This is a genomic window from Streptomyces sp. DG1A-41 (assembly GCF_037055355.1).
In the GTDB taxonomy this organism is placed as follows: domain Bacteria; phylum Actinomycetota; class Actinomycetes; order Streptomycetales; family Streptomycetaceae; genus Streptomyces.
Genome location: NZ_CP146350.1, coordinates 2794557 through 2820360 on the forward strand (window position 1 = coordinate 2794557; position 25804 = coordinate 2820360).

The following is a 25804-nucleotide window of genomic DNA, read 5'->3' on the forward strand; positions in this document are numbered from 1 at the left end:
GACGGGGGTGTCGTGGACGGGTTGGTCGAGTTCAGGACCGGTGACGGTGCCGTGGTCGCGGTCGAGGCGGTGGAGGAGCGGTCCGGCTCCCGCCTGGTCTCCCGCGGCGACGGTACGGTCCAGGCGACCCGCACCTTCGAGGGCGCCCTGGACGGGGTGCGCTCGGCGGCGGAGTCCGCGCTGCGGGTGTTCCGGGACGGCTCGCTGAAGCCCGACGGCGTGGAGATCGAGTTCGGGGTGAAACTGTCCGCGGAGACGGGCGCGTTCATCGCCAAGGGCACCGCAGAGGGCCATCTGGTGGTCAAGCTGTCCTGGTCGCCGTCCGCGCCGGAAACACCGTCCGCGCCAGTATCAGCGTCCACGCCTCAGGCCCCGTCCGCCCCGGAGGCCGGCGCCGCGTCATGAACAGCGCCGTGGGCAGCGCACTGGTGAGCGCCCTGAACAGCGCCGAGTGGCACGCCCGGATCGAGTTGCGGGGCCGGGTGGCCGGAGCCGGCTTCCTGGTCGCGCCCGGCACGGTGCTGACGTGCGCCCATGTCGTGGGGGACGGCGAAGGCCTGACCGTGACCTTCACGGAGCGGCCCGGCTCACCGCCCGTGCCCGCCCGGGTGGCCGCCCACGGCGGCTGGACCGGCTCCAGCACCGACCTCGGCGACCTCGCCGTGCTGGAACTCGACCGGGAGATGCCCATCGCCCCGGCCGCTCTGGCCCCGGCCGACGCCGCGCACGGCACGGCACCGCGCAAGCTCGTCGTCTACGGCTTCCCGGCCGGCTTCGACGAGGGCACCCTCGCCGAATACCGCGTCACCGCACCCCAGTTGATCAAACGGGAGTGGATCCAGCTGGAGGCCTGGCACCCGGGCGGCCAGCCCCTGGCCCCCGGCTTCAGCGGGGCCGCCGTCACCCTGGCGGACACCGGCGAGGTCGTCGGCATGATCACGGCGGCGGCCGGCACCCGCGAGGTGCGCACCGGCCGGATGATGCCCACCCAGGTCATGGCCCGCTACTGGCCCGCACTCCAGAGCCTGGTTCCCACCTCGGACCACACCTCCGCCGACCGGGCGCGGCTGCGTGCCCTGGTCGAGAAGGCGGCCCGCGCCGGCGTGGAGTGCGACCCGGTACGGCTCTACACCGCGGCGGCCGACCCGTTCGATCCGCCGCCGCCCGAGGAGGGGTTCGACTCGTTGTGGTCGGCGGCCCTGTTCGTGCTGTGCGAACTGGACGGTCCGGGCGCCGCGCGGACCGTGTCCCGGTTCGCCGACCGGCTGGAGTCCCTGCTGCACACCCCGGCCGTGGAGCCGTCGGCTCCCGACTGGTCGCCCATCCTCGTCGAGCTCGGGCACAGCGGCGCGGGCGACGGCCTGGTCCGCGTCGAGGTGTCCGCGTACAGCGAGGGGCGGCGGCACCCGGTGGACTCGGGCACGGTCGAGCTGCACCGGCTGCGCGCGTACGTGCGGGACCGTATCGAGGCGGCCTTCCGGTATCTGACCCCCGGCGCCGACGAGCTGGTCGCGTTCGCGCTGCCCCGGGACTGGCTGGACTGGCCCGTCGACCGCTGGGAGAGCGCCCCCGACGACGCCACACCGCTCGGCTGCGTCTACCCCCTGGTCGTCACCGACCACGCCCGGCGCAAGGCCAGCACCCGGCATGTCCTGACCCGGGCCTGGAAGCGGCTGGACTCCTTGCCGGGCGCGCGGATGCACCGCGTGGAGTGCGGCGGGCCGGAGGAGCCCGGGCGGCTGCGGATGCGGCTGCGGCGGCCCGACGCCTGCCTCGCCGGGTTCGGCACCACCCCGGCCGCCTCCCGCACCAGGCCGCACTTCGACACCTCGCTCACGGCGCCGGCCCCGGTGATCGTGTGGTCGCGAGACGGCTGCGGCTCGGGGCAGGAGGACTGCTCCGGGACGGACGGTTGCACCGGCAAGGCCTTCCTCGACGCGCTCGACGCCTGCCTGAGGGCCGTACCGCCCGCCGAACTGCCCCGCCAGGTCCTGGCGCTGCGCGAGGAGGCCGACGCCGAGGAGGACCACTGGGCCCACGGCATCCAGCTGCTGTGGGACGACCCGCGCGTCTTCACCGACCCGCACGCCGTCGCCGCGGCCCACGCCCGGACGCCGGTGGCCTGACCCACCGCGGCCCGGCCCGGCGCCCTGAAGAACCACCAGCTCGAAAACGGAGAGCGGAGACCACCCCCCATGCCGCACTGGTCCGTCTACACCGGCGAGAACGAGCCGCACGACGGCATCGACCACCTCCCCGCCCCACCGCCCTGGCGTGCCTTCGACGGCGGGCCCGCCCTGCCGCCGCCCGACGACAGCGACGACGCGACGGCCGTCTCCCCCGACCGCGTGCACCGGGCGAAGTCGTACGTGGCCAACCCGGAGAGCGTCCGGCTCGTCAACGCCGCGCTCTGCCTGCGCCGCCCCCTGCTCGTCACCGGTCCGCCCGGCACCGGCAAGTCCTCACTGGCGTACGCGGTGGCGCGTGAGCTGCGCCTCGGCCCGGTCCTGCGCTGGAACATCACCAGCCGCAGCACCCTCGCCGACGGCCTGTACCAGTACGACCCGCTGTCCCGTCTGTACGCGGCCCGGGAGCGGCAGGACGGGCCCGGCCGTTCCGCCGGTGGCGTCGAGGACCACCTCCGCCTCGGCCCGCTCGGCACGGCCCTGCTCCCCTACGGCCGGCCCCGCGCCCTGCTCGTCGACGAGATCGACAAGAGCGACCTCGACCTGCCGAACGACCTGCTGAACGTCCTGGAGGAGGGCCAGTACGAGATCCCGGAACTGGTCCGTGCCGCCCGCCACTCCGGCGACGGCGCGGCCGAGGTCCTCGCGGACGGCACGGACACCCCGGTCACCGTCCACCGCGGCAGGGTCCGCTGCAAGGCCTTCCCGTTCGTCGTACTGACCAGCAACGGCGAACGCGAGTTCCCGCCCGCCTTCCTGCGCCGCTGCGTCCGGCTGAAGCTGCGCCGCCCCGACCGGGACCAGCTCACCGACATCGTCCGCGCCCACCTCGACACCCCGGACGGTCACGCGGACCGGCTGATCAACCGCTTCCTGGAGCGGGCGAGCGGCGGCGAACTCGCCACCGACCAGCTGCTGAACGCCCTCTACCTCACGGGAGTCGCGGGCCTGGACGCCGAGTCCCGGGACGACCTCGCCGAGCAGCTGATGCCGTACCTCAGCGCGACAGCCGACGACGATGGTTTCTGACCACGGCAGCGGGCCGTCCCCGGTCGCCCGGCTGGCCGCGGCCCTGTCCGCGGCCGGCGCGTCGCCGACACCGCGGGAGCTGGCCGAACTGCTGTGGATGGCCGCCCAGCTGGACCAGGGCCGGCAGGAGGAGCCGCCGGGGGAGCCCGGCGACGGCACCATCCCGTCCGCACGCGAGGCAAGCACTCCCGCGGAGGCGGAAACCCCCGCTCCCGTGCCCCCGCAACCGGAGCCGGAGCCGGTCCGCCGCACCCCCGACCGCGTCCCGCTGACCCTGCCCGCCCCGCGCTCCCCGCACCACGGGCACGACTCCCCGGGCGGCGGCTCTCCCCTCCTCGCCCCCGCGCCCCCGATGCTGCCCCGCCCCCTGGCGCTCCAGCGCGCCCTGCGCCCGCTGAAGCGCAAGGTGCCCTCCCCGCACGCCCGGGTGCTGGACGAGCGGGCGACGGCCGACCGCATCGCCCGGCTCGGCGCCCACCCCGACGTGTGGTTCCCGGTCCTGCGCCCGGCCCCCGACCGCTGGCTGCGCCTGAACCTCGTGCACGACACCGGCCCCACGATGCCGGTCTGGCGGCCCCTGGTGAGCGAACTGCACACCGCCCTCGCCCAGTCGGGCATCTTCCGTACGGTCACCCTGCACCCGGCGACCCCGGACGGCCGGGCCCGCCACGTCCCCGTCCTCGACGACGGCCGCACCGTCACCCTCGTGATCAGCGACTGCATGGGCCCGCAGTGGCGTCCGGGCGAGGCGGGCGACCGCTGGTACCGCACCCTGCGCCACTGGGCCCGCCACATGCCCCTCGCCGTGGTCCAGCCCCTCCCGGAACACCTGTGGCCCACCACCGCGCTCCCCGCCGAACCGGGCCTGCTCACCTCCCCGTCGACGGCGGCCCCCTCGGCGACCCTCACCTTCACCCCCTACGAACCCCTTGACGAAACCGCACCACTCCCCGACCAGGCCCTCCCCGTCCCGGTCCTGGAACCGGGCGCCCCCTGGCTCGCCCACTGGGCGGCCCTGCTCGCCGACCCGGGCGGCGCCCGCACCCCGGGCGCGGCGGCCTGGCTGCCGCCCTCCCCCGCCCCGCCCGCCGAACCGACCCCCGACATCGCCTCGTCCTCCCCGGAGGACCTGGTCCTGCGCTTCCGCGCGACCGCGTCCCCGGAGGCCTTCCGCCTCGCCGGGCACCTCGCCCTGGCGGTCCCCTCGGTCCCCGTGATGCGCCTGGTCCAGCGCACCGTGGACCGCGACCCGCGCCCCCAGCACCTGGCCGAGGTGATCCTCAGCGGCATGCTCACCTCCGTCCCCGGCCCACCCGGCTCCTACGAGTTCCGCCCCGGCGTACGGGAGCTGCTCCTGCGTTCCCTCCCCCGCACGGCCCGGGGCCGCACCCGCGAGCTCCTCGAAGAGATCGGAGGCCTGATCGACGAACGGGCGGGACTCGCGGCCGGCGAGTTCCGCGCCGAGACGACCGGCGAACGCGACGGCTCGGGCACGACGTTCGCGACGGTGAGCGAGGAGACGGTACGACGGCTCGGCCACCGCGCCCGCCCCGCGATCCTCTTCGAGGCCGACGACCTCACCGGCCACCCCGAGGCCCGTATCACCCTGGAATACGCGGTGCACGAGATGCTCTCCCGCGGCGCCCTCGCCCCTTCCCGGTTCGACGTCCGGGTCCGCGGCAACGGCTACGTCGTCCACACCGAACCCGGCACCTATGTGCTCCCCGTGCTGGTCGCGGTCCTGCGCGGGCTGCCCGAGGTGCTCACCGGGCTGGTGGATCCGCCGCGCCTGACCGTGACGTTCTGGGACCGGCCCACCCCGGCGCCGGAGGCACCGCACGTGCCCGCCGACATCCAGGTGGTCGTCTCCCCGGAGGTGTACGAGCAGTTCGCCGGCAGCTCGGCGGCGCAGGGCCCGCAGCGCTTCCAGCCCCTCTACCGGGGCGGCGCCACGGACGCCCCGCCCGTCGCCTGGTACTGCCCGCTGGTCCCTGCCCCGGCCGCTCCCGAACCCGAGGCCCGCGACCTGGTGCGGGGCCCCTTGATCACGCACGACCTGCGCCGGCTCGGGATACCGGCCCCGGGCCGCACGGCCGTCGTCCACACCCAGCCCGACGGCCCGCTCACCCTCCTCAACCCCGCCCAGCCGTACGGCGACGGGCCGCCGCGGCTCGTCACGTACTACGAGGTGGACCTCACCACCCACCAGTCCCACCACTGGGTCTCCCTGCCGAGCTCCGGCAAGGGCGCCTTCACCGCCGCCGTCGAGCTGTCCTGGCGGGTGGACGACCCGGTCGCCTTCGTGCGCGCCGAGGTCACCCGGGTGTCCGAGCCGCTGCTCGGTCATCTGCGAGCGGAGGCGGCCCGTATCACCCGCCGCCATCCGCTGCGCCGGGCGGGCGCGGCCCAGCGCGCGGTCAACGCCGGGCTGCGCGGGTGGCCGGTGCCGGGGCTGTCGGTGACGGCGTCGGTGCAGCTGGCCCCCGAGGGGGCGGCCCTGACCGGCATGCCGCGGGTCCCGGCCCGGTCGGCACCACCGCTGTCCGGTCTCCTCGGCGAGGCCGAGACCGTGCTGCTCGGCTTCGACGGCCCCATGGCCCGCCTGTTCTCGGCGACCGCCGCCCGCGAGGCCGCGCTCGACCTGCTCGCCCTCGTCGCCGAGCACCGCGACCCGCAGGACGCCCTGACGGGCCCGCCCCTGGCCGTCGCCGCGGCACGGGAGGCGTTCACCCAGCCGCTCGACGTCCTGCGGGCCTTCGCCCAGGACCGGCTCGGCCCGCTGCTGCGCGACCGTCTCGACGCGATCGAACTGCGCGCGGCCCCCGACGCGCCGACGACCCACAACTCCGTGCCTCTGGTCCGGGCCCTGCACGACTCCGGCCGCCGCGTCAGCGTGGTCACGGACGTCGGCGCACCGGCCGTACACCGCTACCTCGAGCCCTACGGCCTCCCCCTGGCCGGCATCCACGCCCGCGGCGAGGACCTCACCTTGCTGACCCCGCACCCCGACTGCCTGCTGCGCGCGATGCACTCCTCGGGCGGCGCCGCCGCGACCGGCGTGCTGATCGGCTCCACGGTCGCCGAACTCACCGCCGCCCAGCAGGCCGGAGTGCGCTTCGTCGGCCTCGCCCGCAACACCACCGCCGCCCGACAGCTCGACGAGGCGGGCTGCGAGACCACCGTCACCTCCCTGGCCCCGCTCCTGGAGGCCGCGCGTTCCCTCTAGACCCGGGGGATCGCCCCCGTGCCCAGCGAGAAGTGGCACCCCGGCGTGGGCTCCCACTCGGCCCGGCGGGGTCAAACCCCCGTTCGGCGGCACCCCGCCCGGCCCCCTCCGGAAGGCGCCCCCGCCCCGTCCCGAGCACGATGCGAGGGAGGCCCGCCGCCCGGCGGCCCCATGTCTGCGAGGCCCGCCACCTGGCGGCCTCCCACGGTCTGTGCTCTCGGGAGGACCTGCCATGACCGCCAGTCTGGAGCAGTTGCGCCGCTGCCACTTCGCCGTCGACCTGGGGGCGGCCCGCACACGCGTCTACGTCAAGGGCGCCGGGCTCGTCGTCGACCAGCCGTCCGCCGCCGCCGTCAACACCCGCACGGGTGCTCTGATCGCGGTCGGCGAGCTCGCGGAGAAGATGACGGGCCGCACACCGGACTACATCCGGGTGGTACGGCCGGTCTCCGGCGGCACCGTCGTCGACATCGAGATGGCGCAGCGCATGCTGCGGCACCTGCTCGGCGACAAGATGCGCCGCAGCCTGCGCCGCAAGCCGATCCTGCGCGCCGCGGCCTGCACCCCGCACGACGCCGACCCGCTCGCCCAGCGCGCCGCCATCGAGACGCTGGTCGGTCTCGGGGCCCGCCGCGTGGAGCTGGTGGACACGCTGATCGCCGCCGCGGTCGGCTGCGGACTGCCCGTGGATCAGCCCGAGGCCACGATGATCATGGTGTGCGGTGCCGCGGCGACGCAGGTGGCGGTGCTGTCCCTCGGCTCGATCGTCACCGCCGAGCGCATCCCGGTGGGCGGCGACGCCGTCGACAACGCGATCGTGCAGCACCTGCGGCACGAGCACGAGCTGATGCTGCCCAGCCAGTCGGTACGGCCGTTGCAGCTCGCCCTCTCCAGCAACGGCCTCACCCCGCACGGCCCGGCCTCGACGGAGATCCACGGGCGGGACGTCGCCACCGGCCTGGCCCGCTCCGTCCAGGTCGACACCGCCGCCGTGCGGGACGCCATCCAGACGCCGCTGACCGCCGTCCTGGACGGTATCGGCCAGGTGCTGCGGGCCTGCCCGCCCGACCTGGTCGCCGACCTCGCCGACCGGGGGATCATGATGGTCGGCGGCAGTGCGCTGCTGCCGGGCCTGGACCAGATGCTGCGTCAGGCGACCGGTATGCCCGTGCACATCGCCGAGCGCCCGGACGTGTGCGCCGTGCAGGGCCTCGGCGCGATGCTGGAGGGCAGGATCGAACCGCTGGCGCTGGATCCGCTGGGGTCCTGAGCGACCAGCGGTGCGAGGCCCTCAGCGGGCGAACCAGCAGCGCACGGTCGTCCCGCTGTCCCCCCTGTGCACCCGCACCAGGTCGGCGATGAGATTCACCAGCAGCAGCCCGCGCCCGCCGCGCTGGTCCCGGGGCACGGGCCGGCGGCCGGCCAGGACGTCCGCGAGCCGCCCTCCGTCGCGCACCTCGCACACCACGTACCCGTCCTCGGTCCACACCCGCAGCACCCCGGAACCGCCGCCGTGCACCACGCTGTTGGTGGTGAGCTCGGCCATGGCGAGGGCCAGGTCGTCCAGCTTGACGCCGGTGAGTCCGAGCCGCGCACCCTCCCCTACCGCCACGTGCCGGGCCTGGGAGAGCGAGCCGGAGTCGAAGGCGAACGTCAGCGCGTCCGGCACGGGCGGCAGCGCCTCGTTGTAGCGGTCGACGACGTCCCCGGGGGCGTACGCGTCGCTGCCCTGCTCCAGCCGGGAGCCGGAGGGGATGACGGTCGGGTGGGTGGCGTAGGCGTCGGCGAGGACGTGCTCGGGGAGCCGCTCGACGTCGTACGGACACAGGATGGTCGCCGTACGGCCCTGGAAGGCCGCGTTGATGAGCGCCTCGTGCTGGACGCAGGCGGGGTACTCCGTCTCCGAGCGCCCGGCCCAGATGGGCTCGCCGATGATCCGCACCCGGCGTCCGGGCGGCTGGGCGTCGGCGAACGCGCGTAGCACGCCGGGGATGATCCGCCCGGGGTTGCGGCCGGCCTCGCGCATGTCCAGGAGCCGCACCGCCTCGGCGGCGTCGCCCAGGGCGTCCCGGATCAGCGCGAGGTTCTTGCCGGGCACCGCGACCGCCACGGGGTCGCCGGCGGCCAGGCCCTCGCGCACGAAGGGCACGGTGACGTCGAGGTACTCCTCCTCGTCGCGGTAGAAGAGCGCGGGATGGACGAAGGGCTCCAGGGGGCCGAAGGGTTCGGCCACGGCAGCGGTCATGACACCGATACCTCGATCCCGGCATGGTCGGGCCACAGCAGGTCCAGCGTCCGCCGCAGGGCCGGCGGCGGCTGTCGCACCACGAACCGCAGGCCGTCCCCGAGCTGCCCGGCGGCGGCCGCGAGCGCGTCCACGCCCGCGACGTCGACGAATGTCACGTCGGACAACTCCAGGTAGTACACGTCCTCATCCTCGCGAACGGCCTGCTCCAGTATGCCTTCCCAGATCGCACGTGTCGTCAGGACGACCTCGCCCGCCGCCCGGACACCCTGCCGCCCGGACAACGGGAACACCGCCAGGCCCGGCACGGGACCCCAGGCCCGGGCAGCCGGCACCCGATACTGAGTGTTCAAGCCCCTCTCCCCACGCTTGTGGACCACAGCGCTCGTACCCGCCCCGGAGAAGCTCATTCCCCGCAGTTGTGTGTAGTAAGCCGTACGGCGGGCAGGCGCACCTCACACGGACGTCCACGGGGGCGAGCGACGTCGTGCAGTTCCTGCGAGGAGGAACACGACCGACGAGGACCGAGAAGGCGGTGACATGACGTCAGCGGCATCACCACATCGCACAGGAGGGCTGAACACACTGGTCATCAGTGGCCGCGTGGACGCGGACCGGGCTGAGCTCACCCCGTGCGGTGAGCTGGTTCACGGCTGCGCGGAAACACTGGCCAGGAGCCTGGCCGAGCTGCCGCCCACGATCACGCGGGTGGACCTGGACATGGGGGGCGTGCGCTTCATGGACACGGCGGGTCTGCAATTCCTCGAAGTACTGGGCGACTTCGCCCGGCAGCGATGCGTGACGGTCACGACCACGAACTGGAACGGCCAGCCGCGCCGGATCCTGGAACTGGCGGGCCTGGACACGACCGACCCCCTGCGCGCCGCGCCCCACCCCGACCCCGGCCCCGAGCCCGTCCAGCCGTCGGCCCCGGTGTCCTCCGCGGTCGCCGTGGAACGCTCGGAGCGCCTGCACGTCCTCCAGGAGGAGGTCGAGCAGCTCCGCCAGGCCATCGCCTCCCGCCCGGTCATCGACCAGGCCCGGGGCATCCTCATGGCCACCCACGGCTGCACGTCCGACGAGGCTTGGCGCATCCTGCGCGAGACCTCCCAGCTCTCCAACACCAAGCTCCGCGACGTGGCCGCCGCCGTGACGGCCAGCGCGAAGCCCGACGGCCCCCGCCCGTCCCCCGCCCTCCGCGAGGCCCTGCAGCGAGCCCTGACCCTCCGCCGCCACACCTGAGACGAGCCCGAGGACTCCACCCCGGGGCGCCCGGGCCCCACCCCTGGCACGGCATCGCCGCGTTCGTCGACGAGACCGTCTTCCACCAACTGCTCCACTGGCACCACTTCTACGACAGGTCCACTCCCGACGTGGGACTGGTCTCCGACGGCCTGTTCCACGCCGGCGGCTGGCTGGCCATGGTGGCGGGCCTGTTCCTCTACGCCGGCCTGCGCCGCCGGGGCGGCCCGCTGCGCCGGGCCTGGTGGTCCGGTGTCTGCCTGGGCATCGGCGGCTTCCAGCTCTACGACGGCACCGTCCAGCACAAGCTGCTGCGCCTGCACCAGATCCGCTACGACGTCGATCCGCGCCCGTACGACTGGACCTGGAACGTCATCGCCGTCCTGTTCCTGCTGGCCGGCCTGCTCCTGTGGCACCGGGCGCGGCACGCCGAGCGGGGACGGACGCGATGACGACCGTCCCCGCTCCCCTGCCCGTCCTGGTGCTCCTGTGCTGCCTGCTGTACACGGCGTCCGCCGCCCGGCTGCGGCACCGCGGGGACCGCTGGCCGCTGCGGCGGGACGCGGGTCTCTGGGTGGGCGGCGGTCTGCTGGTGGCGGCGTTCGCCGTGCCGTGGGAGTCGTGGCTGCCGCCGTTCACCGCGCACATGGCCGCCCACCTCACGGCCGGCATGGCGGCACCGCTGCCGGTCGTCCTCTCCCGGCCCGTCACCCTGGCTCTGCGCATGCTCCCGCCGCCCGGCCGGCGCGCCCTGGCGTAGCTGACCCGCTCCCGCCTCGTCACGGCCCTGGTCTTCCCACCCGTCGCCGCGGCCCTGGACATCGGCGGCCTGTGGCTCCTCTACCGAGCTCCCCTGCCGCCGTCCCTGCACCCCAGCCCCCTCCTCACCCTGCACCTCTTCCTCGCCGGCACCCTCTTCGCCTTCGCCCTGCTCGCCGTGGACCCGATCCGCCACCGGCCGGGCTTCGCCGTGCGCGCCGGCACCCTCCTGGCGGCCGCCGCGGCCCACGCCGTCCTGGCGAAGAGCCTGTGGGCGACGGGCCCGCCCGGCATGGCCTTCACTTCCGGGCCGACCTGCACCTCGCCTCGCAGCTCATGTACTACGGCGATGACGCCGTGGAGATCGTCCTGGCCCTGCTGCTGGCGTCCCAGTGGTACCGCGCGCAGGGCCGATCACTCCGGACCCGCCGGGGTACCCGGCAGCCTGCACCGGCATAAGGAGACACACGATGAGCGACCAGACCCCGTCCCAGGCCGAAGGCGACCGTGACGACGACCAGAACACGACCCCCACCCCGACCCCGACCCCGTCCCAGGCGGAGGGCGACCGCGACGACACCACCACCGCCGCCGAGGAGGAGGACAGCAACTCCTAGGCCCTGGTCCGACGCGGCCCCCGGCCCACATGCTGTGGCCACCGCACAACCTGACGTACCGTCCTCGTTGTGAGTGATGTACCTCCCGCGAACACCCGACGGGCAGTCTGGCGAGCGGCCTACGCGCGCGCGGTGATCGGCGACGATCCGGCGCTGCGGGCGGCCTACGGGCTGTGCCGGCGCCGGACCAGGGAGCAGGACCCGGCGGAGTACGCGCTGATCGAGCTGGTGCCCGCGGCGCTGCGCCCGGCCTGCTGGGCCCTGTGGGCGGCGGCCAACGCGCTCGACGACCTGGGTGACGACCGCACCGCGCCCGCCGCCGAACGGGCCGCCCGGGTCGAGGAGTGGATCACCGCCCTGCACCGCGAACTGCCCACCGGCACCAGCCCGGACCCGGTCCGCCACGCCCTGGTCGACAGCGCGGCGCGCTGGCGGCTGGACCTGTCCGAACTGCACGGCGCCATGGTCCAGGTCCGGGACGACACCCGCGGTCGGCACTTCGCCGACTGGGCCGCGTGGCGCACCTGGGGCCGGGACAACCTGCTGCCCTGGTTCGGCCAGGTCCGCACCCTCTTCGACCGGGCCGGCGTCCCCGTGGCACTGCGTCTGGACACCCGGGAGTCCTACGAAGAGTTTCTCGACGGTGTCCGGCTCACGGACATCCTCACCGACCTGTCCGCCGATCTCGCCCAGGGCGATCTCCTCCTGCCCGAGGAGGCCCTGCGGTCCCACCCCGGGGCCGCGGACGACCTGGCGCAGCGGCGCTGGAGCCCCGCCGTCGCCGCCCTGGTCACACAGCTGACCGGTCTGGCCCGCCAGTGGGTGAGCCAGGACGGTCTCAGCCGCGGCATGCACCCCGGGCCCGCCACCGTCCTGCACACCATGGCCGCCCTGCTGCGTGCCCAGCTCGACGCGATCGGCTCCGCCGGCCCGGCCCTCCTGCGGCGGCCGCCCCGGCCCACCTTCCGCGCCCGGGCCCGCATCCTCGTCCCCGCCCGGGCCCGCGCCGCCCTGGCCTGGAGCCTGACTCCGCTGACGGTGCCGCCCGCACGGCCCGCCGGGCACGGCAGCCCGCCCCCGGCCGACCGGACGGCACGCACCCGGAGCTTCCGGCCTCCGCCGCCCCACCCCGAAGGCCACCGGCCCCCGGACATCCCGCCGGACCGGCTCCCCGCCCACGTCGCCGTGATCATGGACGGCAACGGCCGCTGGGCCCAGCAGCGCGGCCTGCCCCGGCACGAGGGACACCGGGCCGGTGCCGCCGCTGTCCGGGAAGTGGTGCACGGCGCCCTGGAGATCGGTCTGCGGCACCTGACGCTCTACACCTTCTCCACCGAGAACTGGCACCGCGATCCCGAGGAGGTCGACGCGATCCTCGACCTCCTGCGCCGCGAGGTCGTCGACGACCCCTTCCGTGACCTCGACGTCCGGCTGCGCTGGCACGGCCGCGCCGGCCGCCTGCCGCCCGACCTGTCCGACCTCCTCGACCTGCGGGAGCGCGGCACCCGCACCCGCACCGGCCTGACGCTGACGATGTGCGTCGACTACGGCGGCCGCGACGAGCTCACCCGCGCCGCCGCCGCCCTCGCACGCCGAGCCCGGGCCGGTCACCTCGATCCCGACCTGATCGGCGAGGAGGACTTCGCCCGGCACCTGCCCCGCCCGGACATGCCGGACGTCGACCTGCTCTGGCGCACCGGCAACGAGCAGCGCATCTCCAACTTCCTGCCCTGGCACACCGCCTACGCCGAGCTGCACTTCACCCCGGACCTGTGGCCCGACACCGACCGCCGCGACCTGTGGCAGGCGATCACCACCTACACCCACCGCCAACGCCGCCACGGCACCGTCCCGGCGGGCACATGAGGAGGTCCGGTCAACCGGTGAAGCCCTGGTCGCTCGGCGTCTTCTCGACACGGGCACGGTGGTTGGCCTCCCAGGCGTCGAGGGACTCCTCGGCCTCCTTGGCCAGTCCGGCCCGAGCCGCCGCGGGGATCTCCTCCCGGCGGGCGGCGGGGGTGACGACGACGCCTTCCTCGTCGGCGACCACGATGTCGCCGGGGTGCACGAGCACGCCGCCGACGCGGGCCGGCTCACCGAGCGTGCCGGCTTTCTCCTTGGTTGCGGGGATTGCAGACCCACCGCCTGCACCGCCTGCCCGTCGGCGGTCAGAGCGCGCAGGGCAGCCGCCGCCTCGGCCACCCGTCGCGCGTACCCCGCGGCATCCGCGTACTCGATGTACCCGTACCGGGCGAACGGCCGCGGATCGATCAGCGCGACGACCCGATCCCGGACCGTACCGAGTCGGAACGAGCAGCGGCTGCCCGCAGCTCCAGACGCCGACGCAGTCCCCGGTCCTCGGCGATCTGCTCCCGCACCAGCGTCAGGAGTTCGTCACCGGCGAGTGCGTCGCCGACGCCTTCACCGACGCCGGCCGATCCGGCCCCGGCGAGCTCGCAGAGCGGGCCCTGCCCGGTGGCGGCCCCGCCAACACCGCTGCCGCCCTGCTCGGTACTCCCACCCGCTTCCTCGGACGGTTCTCCGACGATGTCTTCGGCGCCCTCTTCCGGGCCCGCCTCAGCGACTCCGGCACCGACCTGAGCGGCAGCGTGGCCGCCCCCGAGCCCAGAGCAGTCCATGGCGGGGTGCCAGGCACCAGGTGAGGGCGAACAGGCCGGTGAGGACCACGACCACTGAACCGCCCGCGGCCAGGTCGTGGGTATAGGAGACGTACAGGCCCGCGACGCTGCCCGTACAGCCGATGATTGAGGCCGGCAGGGTCATCGCCCAGAGCCGTTCGGTGAGCACGCGGGCGGTGGCGGCGGGGGTGATGAGCAGGGCGAGGACGAGGATGTCGCCGACCGCTTCCAGGGACATCACGGCGTGACGGCCAGCACACGGTTGAGTGCGCCTTCGGGGCGGGCGGTGAGATCGTCCCAAGTGCCCTCCTCCGCGATCCGGCCGGCCTCGAGGACGGCGATGCGGTCGGCGCGGCGGATGGTGGCGGGGCGGTGGGCGATGACCATGGTGGTGCGGTTGCCCTGGGCGAGCGCGGTGGCGAGTTGGGCGTCACCGGCGTTGTCCAGATGCGCGGTGGTCTCGTCCAGCACGAGGATCCGCGGCTGGGCCAGCAGCGCACGAGCGAGAGCGATCCGGGCGCGCTGGCCGCCGGAGAGGGTGGTGCCGCGCTCCCCGACGAGGGAGTCCAGGGGGGCGATCCGGTCGACGCCGCACAGCCGGGCCGTTTCGGCCAGGAGTTCGTCGTCCGCGTCCGGTGCGGCGAGGCGCAGGTTCTCGGCGAGGGTGCCGTGGAAGAGGGGGGTGTCCTGGCCCACGACGGCAACGGCACGGCGCAGGTCGGCGTCGGCCAGGTCGCGAAGGTCGACGGGGTGGCCGTCGCCGGGCACCAGGTGGACCGCGCCCTCGGCCGGGTCCCAGAAGCGGGCCAGCAGGTGGGCGCAGGTCGACTTGCCGGCGCCGGAGGCACCGACCAGGGCGAGGGTCTGGCCTGCGGGAACCGTCAGCTCGGCCCCGTCCAGCACGCGTCGTCCGCCGTAGTCGAAGTTCACCCGGTGCAGCCGGATACCCAGCGGGCCCGGTGGGAGCGGGCGGGGTGAGATGGGCGGCGGGGCGAGAGCGGGGGCTTTCAGGGCCGCGTGGACGCGGGCGGCGGCGGCGCGCAGGCCGACGGCCTGGCTCAGTGCCCTGGCCGACTCGGCGACCGGTCCCAGCACCGACAGGGCGAGCGCCATGGCCGCCGGCGCCCATGCCCCGTGCAGTCGGCCGGAGGTCACGGACTGCGCCGCGGCGGCGACCACGCCGAGGACCGCGAGCACGATGAGGGTGTCGCGGACGGCGGCGGCCATGGCTTCCCAGGTGGCCTCGGCCCGCTGGGCGTCGCCCACCTTGCGGCCCTGTTCGGCGAGACGGCCGCGCCGCTCGGTCAGCCCGCCGAAGGCGAGCAGTTCGCGCAGCCCGTCGACGGCCTCCACGGTGTCGGCCGACAGCTCGGTGGAGGCCGTCCTGGTACGGGCTCCGCGCGCGGCGCGCCCGCGCGCGTCGGCGAAGGGCGCGACGGCCAGCAGCGCGGCGACCGGCAGCACCGCGACCAGCAACCACGGTTCCACCGTGGCCAGTGCCGCTGCTCCGCCGGTGAACACCACGCCGGATGCGAGGAGTTGTGCGGTGGTGTGGGCGTAGAAGAACTCCAGTGCCTCAACGTCGGCCATAGCGGTGGCGGCGAGGTCCCCGCTGCGACGGCCGGCCACGCGGGCGGGTGCGCTGCGGGCGAGCCCGTCGAAGACCCGTACGCGCAGTTCGGCCAGCACCCGGTAGGCCAGGTCGTGGGAGAGGTCCATCTCGCGCCAGGTCGTCAGGGCTCGTACGAGGACGAGGACGACGAGAGCGGTGACCGTGAGCGCCGAGGGCGCGCGGTCCTCGATGACGGCGGTTCCGACGGTGTGCGCGGCGAGCGTCAACAGCGCGACCAGGGACCCCTGTTCGATGAGTGCGGCGGCGCAGGTGCGGGTCATCATGGCGCGGTGCCCGGCGAGGGCGGGCAGCAGGGCGCGCAATGAGCCCCGCGCGGGCTCCGTCGCGTCGGCGGCGCCGCCGGGGGTGACATCGGTGCCCGCGTCGGTCGTGGTGCTCATGCAGCGAGCCCTCCTTCGTAGGTGTGGCCCGCCTTGACGAGCTCGGCGTAGACGCCTCCGGCCTCGACGAGGGCGGTGTGGTCGCCGACGGCGTCCACGCGTCCGCCGTCGAGCACCACGATGCGGTCGGCGTGCCGGACGGCGGCCAGCCGGTGGGCGACGACCAGGACGGTCCGGCCGCCCGCGGCGTCCAGCAGTTCGCGGACGATGTCCGCCTCGCGGCGTTCGTCGACCGCGCTCGTGGCCTCGTCGAGGACGAGCACCGGGGCGTCGGCCAGCAGGGCCCGGGCGAGGGCGAGGCGCTGGCGCTGCCCGCCGGACAGGGTTGCGCCGCGTTCACCGAGGACGGTGGCGTAGCCGTCGGGGAGGGCGGCGATCTCGTCGTGGATGCCGGCGGTCCGTGCGGCGCGTATGAGGTCGTCGTCCGTGGCGTCGGGCCGGGCCAGGCGCAGGTTGTCGGCGATGGTGGCGTGGAAGAGGTAGGTCTCCTGAGAGACGACCGCGATGCCCTGGCGCAACGAGTCGAGCGCGTACTCGGTCACGTCCCGGCCGTCGACGGCGACCCGTCCCCGCTGCGGGTCGCGGTGGCGCAGGAGCAGGGTGAGCAGGGTGGACTTGCCGGCGCCCGAGGGACCGACGATCGCGGTGGTGCGCCCTGCCTCGGCGGTGAAGGTGACGCCGTCGAGCGCGGGCGCCTCGGCGCCGTCATAGCTGAACTCCACGCCCTCGAAGCGCACCTGGGGTGGGCGGGGCCACTGCGCTTGTGCCGTTCCCGTGTCAGGGACCGCGGGTTCGGCGGTGCGCAGCGCCCGGAGTCCGTCCGCGGCCGACACGCCCAGGTACCCGGCGTGCCACTCTCGGGACAGGTCACGTACGGGCCGGAAGCACTCGGAGGCCAGAAGCAGCACCAGATACGTGCCGGTCGCCGTGGTGGATCCTGTGACGGCCGACCAGCAGGCGAGCAGCGCGGCGGCCACGGTGCCGCCCTGGATGGCCAGGTCGGTGAGCCCGGTGTCGACGAGCGACACACGCAGCTTGGCGACCGTGGCCCGGTGCAGCGCCGCCGAGCGTTCCTCCAGCCGCTCCCGGGTGCGGCCGACGGCCCCCGTCGCCCGCAGCGCGGGCATGCCCTGCAGTGCTTCGAGGTAGTCGGCGCCCAGTTGCTCGTAGGTGTCCCAGTGTTCCTTGCCGCGCTTGGCGAGGAGCCGGTCCCAGGCACGCGGCCCGAACAGGGCGAGCAGCAGGGCGGGTACGAGACCGAGGAGAGCGACCGGTTCGACCGCGGTCAGGGCGGCGAGCAGCAGGGGCGGCACGGTGAGGGTGATGAGGAGTTGGGGCAGGTAGCGGGAGACGTAGGCGTCCACGCCCTCGACCCCGTCGACGAGGGTGGTGCGGACCGCTCCGGCGCGCGCTGTGGTCAGGTGCGCGGGCCCGAGCCGTCCGAGGTGGGCGAGAAGTTCGTCCCGTAGGTGCACCCTGACCTGTGCCCCGGCGCGGGCGGCGGTACGCCGCTGGTGGTAACCGAGCCCTGCGCGGGCGGCGACGACGCCGAGCACCGCGCCGAGGAGCAGCGGGAGCCGGTCCGTGTCGCCCTGGGCCACGTCGGCGAGGGTGACGGCCAGCAGCACGGCCTGCGCGAGGTGGGTGAGGGTGACGGCCCCCTGCAGGAGAGTGGCCGCGAGCAGGGGACGCCGTGCGTGGTGTGCCGCGCGGCGCAGCTCGGGGTGAACGATCACTAGGACCCCTCTTCGGAGTGGGTGGTGCCGAGGGCAAGGCCGTGGATGATCCAGTCGCGGCCCGGCGGGGCGCCGAGGGCGGCGCCGAGGTCGGCCTGCTGCCAGGAGCCGACGGGGCGGCCGGACAGGCCGTGTCGGGCTGCCGCCACGTGGGCCAGGTGGACGGCGAGGCCCGCGCGCAGGTGTGTCCGGCGGATCAGCGGGGCATCGGCGTCCGCCGGACAGCCGTAACCGAGCAGGACGGCGCCCGCGTCCGCGATCCATGCCTGGCCGGCGGCCCAGGCGGCGAGCGTCGGCCGAGCCTCCCCGGCGGCAAGGCGCCGCAGGGTGCCCTCGGGCGCCAACTCGACGATCTGGGGCTCAGGTTCACCGATGGCCGCGCACCAGGCGAGATCACCGGCGCCCGCTGCGTCGGCGGTCGCGAGCACCGCACGCAGGGCGTCCCTGGGCGGGGTGCCCCGCAGGGGCGGCCGGGCGCTGCGGCGAGCCAGCAGCTCGCCGGGCGAGGGCGTGGGCGCGGCCGCGGTGTGGTGTCCCGCCTCTGGTGAGGGGACCTGATGTGCCCTCACGGGCCGGGGAACCCCGCCTGCCTCCTCGGCCAGGAGAATTCCGTGTGAGCCCCGGGCCACCGGAACCCCTCGCGCCTCGTCGGAGCGCGCGAAGTGCAGTGCCGCGAGGGGGGCTTCGTCGCCCCCGTCAAGGTCTACCGTCGTCGCTCCCCCACCCAGCGCGCACCCCGCGAGCCACAGCGCCCCGGCGGCGTGCCCGGTGTCCAGCAGGATCAGCGGCCAGGCACGGTGGCCGTAGTGCGAGACCGTGCGCTGCGGGGTGACGGACAGTTCGACGGTCGCCCCGGGCGGCGCGCCGACGGGTTCCGGGCCGAGGCGGTGCACGCGGTGGCGCAGCGGGTCGTATCCGTAACGCCCGGGTGGCAGCGAGCATCCGGTGCCCACGACGAGCCGGGTGTCCACCGGGTGCAGTGCACCCGCGGACGGGGCGGGCCGCAGGCGTCCGGCGCCGTCGGAGGCGGCCAGGGAGAGGCGGAGCAGCCGACCCAGATCGAGCTTCCCCGGGCATCCCTCCGGGAGGGAGCGCGGGGGTCCCGGCCACGGGCGGACGACCAGCCCGGCGGGGGTATCCGGTCCGGGCTTCTCGGGGGAACGGGCGCGGGCGAGCGCGGTGACGAGATCCACGAGCTCCTCCGCCTCACATGTGAGGCGGAGGAGCCAGGGTGAAGTCCTCCGGCGCGCTCGGCGCGGTCGTACGCCAGCCGCGGCCGGTGGCGCTGCCGGCGAGGCGCGGGCAGCCGAAGTAGCCGAAGGCGGCGGGGGCGTTGGGAATGAGGCCGGACACGAGGACCCGGGCGACGCGCAGCGGTGTCTCGGCCACGTCCTCGGTGGTGAGGTCGAACGTCATGATGCGGTGGCCGCCGTCGTGGAGGGCGCGCTCCAGCCGGTCCCGGCTGCCGGGCTCGACCGCGTCGACGGGCACGACGCCGTGCGCGGGCTCGGTGAATCTCCGGGCTTCGGGGGCCATCCGTTCGTCCAGCCAGACCTGGACGTGTGCGCCCAGGTCCCGTACGTGCTCGAAGTGTTCGCCGCATGCGTCGAGGTAGCGGCGGTCCTCCCGGTGGTCCAGGTAGAGGCCGCGGGCGAGCAGTCCGGCCTCTACGGCCTGGAAGACCCAGCCGTCGGGGTCGGTGAGGCCCTGGGTGAAGACCCAGGTGTGGACGGCCTCGAGCACGGCCTTGCGGGCGGCCTCCGCCGGGTCGTACTTGCAGGCGAACCCGGCGGCGTAGAGGCCGAGCCGGGGGTCGTGGACGAGGGCGGCCATGCAGGAGGCGAACTCCGAGGGCATCTCCACGAGGTGGACGTCGAGCCCGGATCCGGCGAGGTCGTCGGTGAGGCCGGGCACACTGGCCGGGTCGATGCCGCGGGCCGGGCCGTCGAGGTGCCACCACAGTTCGAGGGCGTCGCGTTCGACGATCTCCAGCAGTCCGCGCTCGATCGCGTCGTCCAGGCCCTGTCCGGTGGCGATCCCCGCGTAGTTGAGGTGATGGGTGCGGGGCAGTGAACGCAGCTCTCCCTGGCGCCAGTTCAGGTGCGTCAGTGCGACGGGTGCCCAGACCTCGGCCCGCTCCCCGCCGGGCAGCCGTTCCTCGCCGCGCGTCCACAGGGACGGGGTGTCGGGCGTGAGGGGGCGGTAGGGGAACTTCTCGCGGGCGTACTGCCAGTCGGCGTAAGTCGGCAGCTCGTCCGGCCCGTACAGCCGCAGACCCTTCCCGGTCAGCTCGGCGGCCGTGGCGCGCAGCGGGGCGTCGGGGTGGCCGGGGGGCGGTACGCGGTTGCCGCAGTACCGCTCGATTCCTTCCGCTATGGCGGCGATCCGGGCCCCCTCGGGGTCACCGAAGGTGGTGCCGAGCGATACCCGGTCGGCGGGCCACAGGCCGAGCCTGCGGGCGTCGGCTATCTCTGCGGTGAGCGCGGTGTAGCGGGGTGGCGCGCCCACGGGGTGCTCGACGGGCTTGACCTTGCGGACGATGCCGCAGACAGGGTCGACCAGGGCTTCCAGCGGTAGCGCCGTCATCGCAGGATCTCCTGTACGGGGTCGGTGGGGGCGGGGCGGGTGCGGAGCACGGGCAGGCGAAGCGCCACAGCCTGGGGGTCGACCTCTCGCCGGGAGGCGAGCAGCCGGGTGGCCGTGACCGGGTCGTCGCCGGTGTGGGGGTTGCGGGCGTGGGCGGGGAAGTGGTGCCCGGCGATCTCCAGGCGGAGTCGGGTGCCGGCCGGCAGTCGCCGTGCCATACGGCCGAGCACCACGGTGAACTCTGCGTCCTGCCCCGGGGGATCCGTGCGCCGGACGGCACCGACGGCGAGCCGTTCGGCCGTCCCTGCGGGGCTGATCGCGACGAGCCGGGCGACCCAGTCGGCCGACGGTGTGTCGGCGGTGGCGCGCAGGGCGACCTCTGTGGTGCCGAGGACGTCCAGTGGGCGCGGTAGTGGCGGGGTGACGAGCAGGCAGCGGTCGGGGGTGCCGTCTGTGGAGACGGTCAGCTCCTCTGACGACACGGGCCGTTCGGGGTCGGCGGTGAAGGAGGTTCCGTGCAGGGCTCGCAGGTGCTGAGTGCGCGGCTCGCCTTCCGTGTCCGCGGCCACCCACAGAGGGCTGCCGCCCAGCCCGACCGCGCCACCGTGCCCGGACGCGAGATCCCCGGTCAGGGCGCGGCGGGCCCAGCGCGCATACAGCTCGCCGAGGCCGATCCGGTGTGCCGGCCAGGCGTCGGGGCCGGGTGTGGCGACGAGGCGGTGACCCCACGGGCCCATCAGGAGCCGCGCCGAGGGCCCACCCCAGCCGCGCCACAGCGTGACGGTGTCCTCGGTGAAGTGGTCGTGGTGGCCGCCTACCGCGAGCAGGGGCACACCGGCATGCTCCGCCCGGGAGCAGAACCGGCCGCGTTCGCGGTGCCGCCACAAGCCCGGCCAGGAGGGAAGGCTCCGGCCGAGCCGCCGGGGGAGTTCGCTCAGCGGCAGGTGGGCGAACAGGCCGGGGTCTGCGGCGAGGGCCTTGCCCAGGACGTCCTCGCTGGAGTCGTGCCGGTCACCGTGGGCCGCCCACCACCCCGCACGGGCCAACAGACGCTCGACGCCGGAGGGTTCGCGAGCCGTCTCGGCGGCTCCCAGCGCCGGTACCGCGGCGATGACAGCGTCGGGGCGGGCATCCTCGGGCGCGTTGAGCGTGAGGACGAGTGCGCAGTGAGCGGCGTAGGAGGCGCCGACCGCCACGAGGCGCCCGTCGCTCCAGGGCTGCTGACGGATCCAGCGGGCGGTCGACGCTCCGTCCGCGGCCTCGTTCTCATACGGGTGCCACTCCCCCGTCGACGCGTGCCGGCCGCGTACGTCCTGGGCCAGGGCGGCGAACCCGTTCCGCGCCCACCCGCGCAGTTCGGCGTGGTGGCGGCGCCGGTCGTAAGGCGTGCGGATCAGGATGGCCGGAAAGGGCCCGCCCCCGTCCGGGAGTTGAGCGTCGGTGGCGAGACCCTCGACGATCACGGTGACCGGTGTCATCCGTTCTTCCCCGGCATCGGGGCGACGTCGGGTACGGGCAGCACGGGATGCTCGCTGACGGTCAGCGTGCGCAGGTCGACGCACCGGAGCCGACGCCGGGCGGGCAGCCCGCCGGTGTCGGGGGCGTCGGTGGCCCACCGGGCGAGGTCGTCGGCGAGCAGAGCGGCGAGCACCCCGGCCGCGGGCGGGGTGAGGTGAACGGGCGTACCGGACGTGCGCGGCCCGCTCCAGTAGGCGGCCAGCTCGCGGTGTGCGGGCGTGACGGCGAGCCGGCGGGCACGGACGTGTGCCGAGGTGACGTCCCCGGCAGCGGCCGCGAGCGGCTCCACGTACCCCTGCCAGCCCTCCCGGTGACAGCGCAGCCAGGCGATGCCGCGCTCCGGCAGCCGGTCGGCCACATCCCACAGCCCCTCGGGAACGGGCCCGTCGAGGCACCACACGACAGCTGCGGGCTCTTCCCGGGCCGGAGAATCGGCCAGGTCGTCAGGAGCAGCGGGTCGGGGGTCGGCGCCCGAGGCGCGGAGAAGCTCCGCCAGCGGCTCGGTCAGCCCGGCGTCACCCAGCAGCCGGATGTCCCGGCGCTCGACGGGCCATCGCGCGCGCTGCGGCCCGTCCGCCATGTATCCGGCACTCTCGAATGCCCCCAGAAGCCGGTCGAGTTCGGCATCCGGCTCGTCGGCGGCCGAGCCGGAGAGCCGGGCGAGGAGAGCACCCTCGTCCGCGTCGCCCGTCCGTACGCTGAGGAACTCCCCGTCGGCCGTGCGGACGGCGAGCCCCCGCCCGGGTACGGCGACGACCTCGACACCGGATGCGAGCTGACTGCGCGACACTCAGTCCTCCTGTCGGGAAAGGGCCTTGGCAGGGCGTGGGCCCGCCCGCCAGATGACGGGCGGGCCCACATTCGAGGGTCTTGGCCCCCGCTGGATCTCGCTTACTCCTCGGTGTCGTCGAAGGGGTTCTCGACGAGCGCGTTGGAGTGGGAGGCCGAGTCGTGAGCCAGCTGACCCGGGTCGACGATGGGCGCGAAGACCTGCTCGTTGTCCATGAACTCTCCTTCATCGCAAGGGAGGTGCGGCGTTCTGTTGAGCGCCACAGGAGAGACTCTAATGAATATGATTTTCATATTCTACCCCTGAGAGGGGGTGATCCGGGTAACACACCGGCCAGCCGCCCTCGGGGTCACGGCCGACCCGCCCCGCCACCTTGAGGACATCCGCCAGCAGCCCGGGCGTGACGACCTCCTTCGGCGTCCCGTCGGCCACCACGCGGCCGTCCCGCAGGGCGACGATCCGCTCGGCGAACCGGGCGGCGTGAGCCAGGTCGTGCAACACCATCACCACGGTGAGGCCCCGCTCCTCGCGCAGCCGAACCACGGTCTGCATCACGTCGAGCTGGTGGTGCAGGTCCAGGTAGGTGGTCGGCTCGTCGAGCAGCAGGACGCGGGTGTCCTGGGCGAGCGCCATGGCGAGCCTCACCCGCTGCCGCTCGCCCCCGGACAGGGCGTCGACGTCACGCTCGGCCCACTGCTCCACGCCGACGTCGCGCAACGCACGCCGTACGACGGGGTCGTCGCCCTCGCGCAGCATGCCCAGGGGCCCGCGTGCGGCGTACCGCCCCTGCCGCACGAGGTGCCGGACAGTCATGCCGGGGACAGCCGGGGCCGACTGGTGCAGCAGCGCGACCCGCCGGGCGGTGGAGCGCCTGGTGAGCCGGGCCAGGTCGTCACCACCGAGCAGCACGCGCCCCTCGTCCGGTTGCAGGAGCCCGGCGGCCAGCCGCAACAGGGTCGACTTGCCACAGCCGTTGAGGCCGATGAGGGCGGTCAGCTCGCCCGGTTCGACGGTCACGTCGACGCCGCGCAGCACGGGTCGGCCGGGGTAGCCGAAGTGGACTCCCTCGACATGGATCCCCACGGGTTCGGTCATACTCTGTCCTTCGTCGACATCAGAACGTTCGGCTCGGCGTACGGCGGACGACGACCAGCAGCAACCCGGCACCCACGCACGCGGTGAGCGCCCCGACCGGGAGCGTGAGCCGCCCGGAGTCCAGCGCGACCGCCAGCAGCTGCGACACCAGTTGCGCCGCCGCGTCCGCCCCGCACACCACGGCCGCACCCACGAGGGCGGCCCCGGGCAGCGTCACCCGCAGATCCGCACCGAACACGGCCAGGGCGAGGTGCGGCACGAGCAGCCCCACGAAACCGAGCGCCCCCACCGCGGCCACCGCACCCGCCGTCAGCGCCACGGCGCACACCAGGGCGAGGGTCCGGGCCCGCGCGGCGGACAGCCCGGCGGCACCGGCGATGTCATCGCCGCAGCGCAGCAGGGTCAGCGGCCCGGCCAGCAGCCACGCCGCGGCGCCCCAGGCGAGCGCCCACGGCCACAGCAGGTGCCAGTGCTGCCACACACGGCCCTCGGTCGTGCCGACGAGCCACTGGACCACGCTGCCGAGCTCACCCGGAGCCACGAGCAGCACCATGGCCGTGAGCCCGCCGAGCACCGCCGAGACGAGCACCCCGTGCACGGCTGTCTGCGCGGGGTCGCCGCGGCCACGCCCGGCGAGCAGCCACAGCAGCCCGGCCCCGGCGAACCCGCCCACGCACGCGGACACCACGACGGCAAGCGGCGATTCCCACCCCGCCAGCCCGAGACCGCTCGCGGTGACGGCCCCGAGCACGGCGCCCGGAGTCACGCCGGTGACCTCGGGCCCGGCGAGGGGATTACGCAGAGCGGACTGGAGGACCAGACCCGCCACACCCAGGCACGCCCCTGCCCCCAGAGCCACCAGCAGCCGGGGCAGACGGAGCTGGAACAGGATGTGCCGTTCCGTCGTGTCACCACCCCCGCCGAGGACATCCCAGACCACGGCCGGGGACATGCCCCGGCCGGCCGCCAACTCGGCGCAGGCGCACACCACGACGAGCGCGGCGAACACCGCGAAACGCCGGCTCACCGGGACTCCCCCACTTCGGTCGACACGACTTCGGGACCGCTCCCCCGCGGCTCCGCGCCCGCCGGCGTGGGTCCCTCGGGACCCGCCGCCGATCGTCGCGGCACCGTCGGCCTCCGCTTGCCCGACCGGAGCAGGGCGACGCCGACGGGCACGCCGAAGAGGGCCGTCCAGGCACCGGCCGGCGTCTCCACGGGCGCCAGCGCGAGCCGGGCCGGCAGGTCGGCGACGACCACCACGACGGCACCCCACGCCGCCGACCACGGCAGCCACCGCACCGCGTCGCCACCGGGGTTGAGTCGTCGCGCCAGATGCGGGGCGAGGAAGCCGACCCACGCCACGGGCCCGCACACGGCCGTCACGGGCGCGATCAGAACAATGGCGATGGCCAGTGCGGCGAACCGGGCCCGCTGTGCGCGCACTCCCAGCGCCTCGGCGTCCTCGTCTCCCAGCCGCAGCACCGACAGCACCGGCGCGCACAGCACGAGCGCGGGCACGGCGACCAGTAGCCAGGGCCACAGCCCGGTGACGTCGTCCCAGGTACGGGCGGAGAGCGAGCCGAGCAGGTAGCGGTAGATCAGCTGGAGGTCGAGCTGGTCGGCCATCACCATCAGCACGAGCAGCGCGGCCTGCAGCGCGGCGGCGACCGCGGCTCCGGTGAGCAGTACGGCGGACGGGCTGCGCCCCAGTCCGGCGGCGAGCAGCGTGAGCGCGCCGCCGAGCGCGGCCCCGCCGATGGCCAGCAACGGCTGGACGGCGGCGGGGATGGACACGGCCAGTACCAGCGGCGCGGCCACTCCGAGCGCGGCCCCGGACGACACGCCCAGCATCTCGGGGACCGCCAGGGGATTGCGCAGTGCCTCCTGCAGCACGAGCCCTGCCGCGCCCAGGCAGGCACCGGCGACCAGCGCCAGCACCAGCCGCGGCACGCGGAGTTCGGTGACGACGACCCCGGCGAGCGTGGCGTCCGCGTCCAGCAGTGCACCGGGCAGCCGGTACAGCGGGACGTACGGCGTGCCCAGGCTCAGCGCGCAGGCAGATGCGACGACCAACAGCCCGACGAGCACGACAAGTTGCCACATCCTGCCGGAGGCCGTCG

Annotated in this window: 24 protein-coding genes and 2 pseudogenes; 12 read left to right on the plus strand and 14 right to left on the minus strand. The window is 74.8% G+C overall.

Annotation, left to right across the window (positions count from 1 at the left end):
* The first annotated feature begins 12 nt into the window (after positions 1-12).
* The 5 genes from V8690_RS13075 (at position 13) to V8690_RS13095 (ending at position 7711) form a co-directional block, all read left to right on the plus strand.
* Complete coding sequence (locus V8690_RS13075; RefSeq protein WP_338785333.1) at positions 13-405, plus strand: CU044_2847 family protein; 393 nt, start codon at positions 13-15, stop codon at positions 403-405.
* Positions 402-2126 carry a trypsin-like peptidase domain-containing protein gene (locus V8690_RS13080; RefSeq protein WP_338778489.1) on the plus strand — a complete coding sequence of 575 codons (1725 nt, stop codon included), beginning with the start codon at positions 402-404 and terminating at the stop codon, positions 2124-2126. The genes V8690_RS13075 and V8690_RS13080 overlap by 4 nt, the downstream gene beginning before the upstream one ends.
* 69 nt (positions 2127-2195) lie before the next feature.
* On the plus strand, positions 2196-3215 hold the full coding sequence (locus V8690_RS13085) for a MoxR family ATPase (protein WP_338778491.1): 1020 nt from the start codon (positions 2196-2198) through the stop codon (positions 3213-3215).
* The gene (locus tag V8690_RS13090; RefSeq protein ID WP_338778493.1) at positions 3205-6441 is read left to right on the plus strand and encodes an SAV_2336 N-terminal domain-related protein; all 3237 of its coding nucleotides are present in this window, start codon (positions 3205-3207) and stop codon (positions 6439-6441) included. Before V8690_RS13085 ends, V8690_RS13090 begins: the two co-directional genes overlap by 11 nt.
* A gap of 232 nt (positions 6442-6673) precedes the next feature.
* Positions 6674-7711: a rod shape-determining protein gene (locus tag V8690_RS13095; RefSeq protein WP_338778495.1), complete on the plus strand. Its 1038-nt coding sequence runs from the start codon at positions 6674-6676 to the stop codon at positions 7709-7711.
* A 21-nt stretch (positions 7712-7732) separates the two neighbouring features.
* Here the strand turns inward: V8690_RS13095 and V8690_RS13100 are convergent, their stop codons facing one another.
* Positions 7733-8686, minus strand: a complete 954-nt coding sequence (locus V8690_RS13100) for a sensor histidine kinase (protein ID WP_338778497.1) — start codon at positions 8684-8686, stop codon at positions 7733-7735.
* Positions 8683-9039 (minus strand): STAS domain-containing protein, encoded by a 357-nt coding sequence (locus tag V8690_RS13105; protein WP_338778498.1) that lies wholly within the window; start codon positions 9037-9039, stop codon positions 8683-8685. The genes V8690_RS13100 and V8690_RS13105 overlap by 4 nt, the downstream gene beginning before the upstream one ends.
* 187 nt (positions 9040-9226) lie before the next feature.
* Between V8690_RS13105 and V8690_RS13110 the strand changes: the two genes are divergently transcribed.
* From V8690_RS13110 to uppS, 6 genes and pseudogenes are all read left to right on the plus strand, one after another.
* Positions 9227-9928, plus strand: a complete 702-nt coding sequence (locus V8690_RS13110; RefSeq protein WP_338778500.1) for an ANTAR domain-containing protein — start codon at positions 9227-9229, stop codon at positions 9926-9928.
* An 89-nt stretch (positions 9929-10017) separates the two neighbouring features.
* On the plus strand, positions 10018-10380 hold the full coding sequence (locus V8690_RS13115) for a DUF2243 domain-containing protein (RefSeq protein ID WP_338785334.1): 363 nt from the start codon (positions 10018-10020) through the stop codon (positions 10378-10380).
* Positions 10377-10931: pseudogene (locus V8690_RS13120) on the plus strand (cytochrome c oxidase assembly protein); the annotation flags it as partial. The gene V8690_RS13115 and the pseudogene V8690_RS13120, both read left to right, overlap by 4 nt.
* A 26-nt stretch (positions 10932-10957) precedes the next feature.
* Complete coding sequence (locus V8690_RS13125) at positions 10958-11146, plus strand: hypothetical protein (RefSeq protein WP_338785667.1); 189 nt, start codon at positions 10958-10960, stop codon at positions 11144-11146.
* A gap of 11 nt (positions 11147-11157) precedes the next feature.
* Complete coding sequence (locus V8690_RS13130) at positions 11158-11304, plus strand: hypothetical protein (RefSeq protein ID WP_338778502.1); 147 nt, start codon at positions 11158-11160, stop codon at positions 11302-11304.
* A 132-nt stretch (positions 11305-11436) separates the two neighbouring features.
* Entirely contained in the window at positions 11437-13170 is a 1734-nt protein-coding gene (gene uppS / locus V8690_RS13135) for a polyprenyl diphosphate synthase (RefSeq protein ID WP_338785335.1), read from the plus strand.
* Between the two features lie 10 nt (positions 13171-13180).
* Here the strand turns inward: uppS and V8690_RS13140 are convergent, their stop codons facing one another.
* Entirely contained in the window at positions 13181-13435 is a 255-nt protein-coding gene (locus V8690_RS13140) for a hypothetical protein (RefSeq protein ID WP_338785336.1), read from the minus strand.
* A 235-nt stretch (positions 13436-13670) separates the two neighbouring features.
* On the opposite strand from V8690_RS13140, the pseudogene V8690_RS13145 reads away from it, so the two are divergent.
* Positions 13671-13931 (plus strand): annotated as a pseudogene (locus tag V8690_RS13145) (carbohydrate kinase); the annotation flags it as partial.
* On the opposite strand, the gene V8690_RS13150 reads toward V8690_RS13145, so the two are convergent.
* The 11 genes from V8690_RS13150 to V8690_RS13200 all read right to left on the minus strand — a co-directional run bounded on the left by V8690_RS13150 (position 13882) and on the right by V8690_RS13200 (position 25787).
* Positions 13882-14181, minus strand: a complete 300-nt coding sequence (locus tag V8690_RS13150; RefSeq protein ID WP_338785337.1) for a metal ABC transporter permease — start codon at positions 14179-14181, stop codon at positions 13882-13884. The pseudogene V8690_RS13145 and the gene V8690_RS13150 sit on opposite strands and share 50 nt — an antisense overlap.
* Entirely contained in the window at positions 14181-15956 is a 1776-nt protein-coding gene (locus V8690_RS13155) for an ABC transporter ATP-binding protein (protein ID WP_338778504.1), read from the minus strand. The genes V8690_RS13150 and V8690_RS13155 overlap by 1 nt, the downstream gene beginning before the upstream one ends.
* Complete coding sequence (locus V8690_RS13160; protein ID WP_338778505.1) at positions 15953-17692, minus strand: ABC transporter ATP-binding protein; 1740 nt, start codon at positions 17690-17692, stop codon at positions 15953-15955. Before V8690_RS13160 ends, V8690_RS13155 begins: the two co-directional genes overlap by 4 nt.
* On the minus strand, positions 17692-18885 hold the full coding sequence (locus V8690_RS13165; RefSeq protein ID WP_338778507.1) for a SagB/ThcOx family dehydrogenase: 1194 nt from the start codon (positions 18883-18885) through the stop codon (positions 17692-17694). The genes V8690_RS13160 and V8690_RS13165 overlap by 1 nt, the downstream gene beginning before the upstream one ends.
* A gap of 13 nt (positions 18886-18898) precedes the next feature.
* Entirely contained in the window at positions 18899-20278 is a 1380-nt protein-coding gene (locus tag V8690_RS13170) for a YcaO-like family protein (RefSeq protein ID WP_338778509.1), read from the minus strand.
* On the minus strand, positions 20275-21756 hold the full coding sequence (locus V8690_RS13175) for a CocE/NonD family hydrolase (protein WP_338778511.1): 1482 nt from the start codon (positions 21754-21756) through the stop codon (positions 20275-20277). The genes V8690_RS13170 and V8690_RS13175 overlap by 4 nt, the downstream gene beginning before the upstream one ends.
* Positions 21753-22586 (minus strand): hypothetical protein, encoded by an 834-nt coding sequence (locus tag V8690_RS13180; protein ID WP_338778513.1) that lies wholly within the window; start codon positions 22584-22586, stop codon positions 21753-21755. Before V8690_RS13180 ends, V8690_RS13175 begins: the two co-directional genes overlap by 4 nt.
* A gap of 101 nt (positions 22587-22687) precedes the next feature.
* Entirely contained in the window at positions 22688-22801 is a 114-nt protein-coding gene (gene amiA / locus V8690_RS13185) for a streptamidine family RiPP (protein WP_279545713.1), read from the minus strand.
* Between the two features lie 58 nt (positions 22802-22859).
* Positions 22860-23681 (minus strand): ABC transporter ATP-binding protein, encoded by an 822-nt coding sequence (locus V8690_RS13190; protein WP_338778520.1) that lies wholly within the window; start codon positions 23679-23681, stop codon positions 22860-22862.
* A 19-nt stretch (positions 23682-23700) separates the two neighbouring features.
* On the minus strand, positions 23701-24708 hold the full coding sequence (locus V8690_RS13195) for an iron ABC transporter permease (protein WP_338778522.1): 1008 nt from the start codon (positions 24706-24708) through the stop codon (positions 23701-23703).
* Positions 24705-25787: an iron ABC transporter permease gene (locus V8690_RS13200; protein ID WP_338785338.1), complete on the minus strand. Its 1083-nt coding sequence runs from the start codon at positions 25785-25787 to the stop codon at positions 24705-24707. Before V8690_RS13200 ends, V8690_RS13195 begins: the two co-directional genes overlap by 4 nt.
* Between the last annotated feature and the right edge of the window lie 17 nt (positions 25788-25804).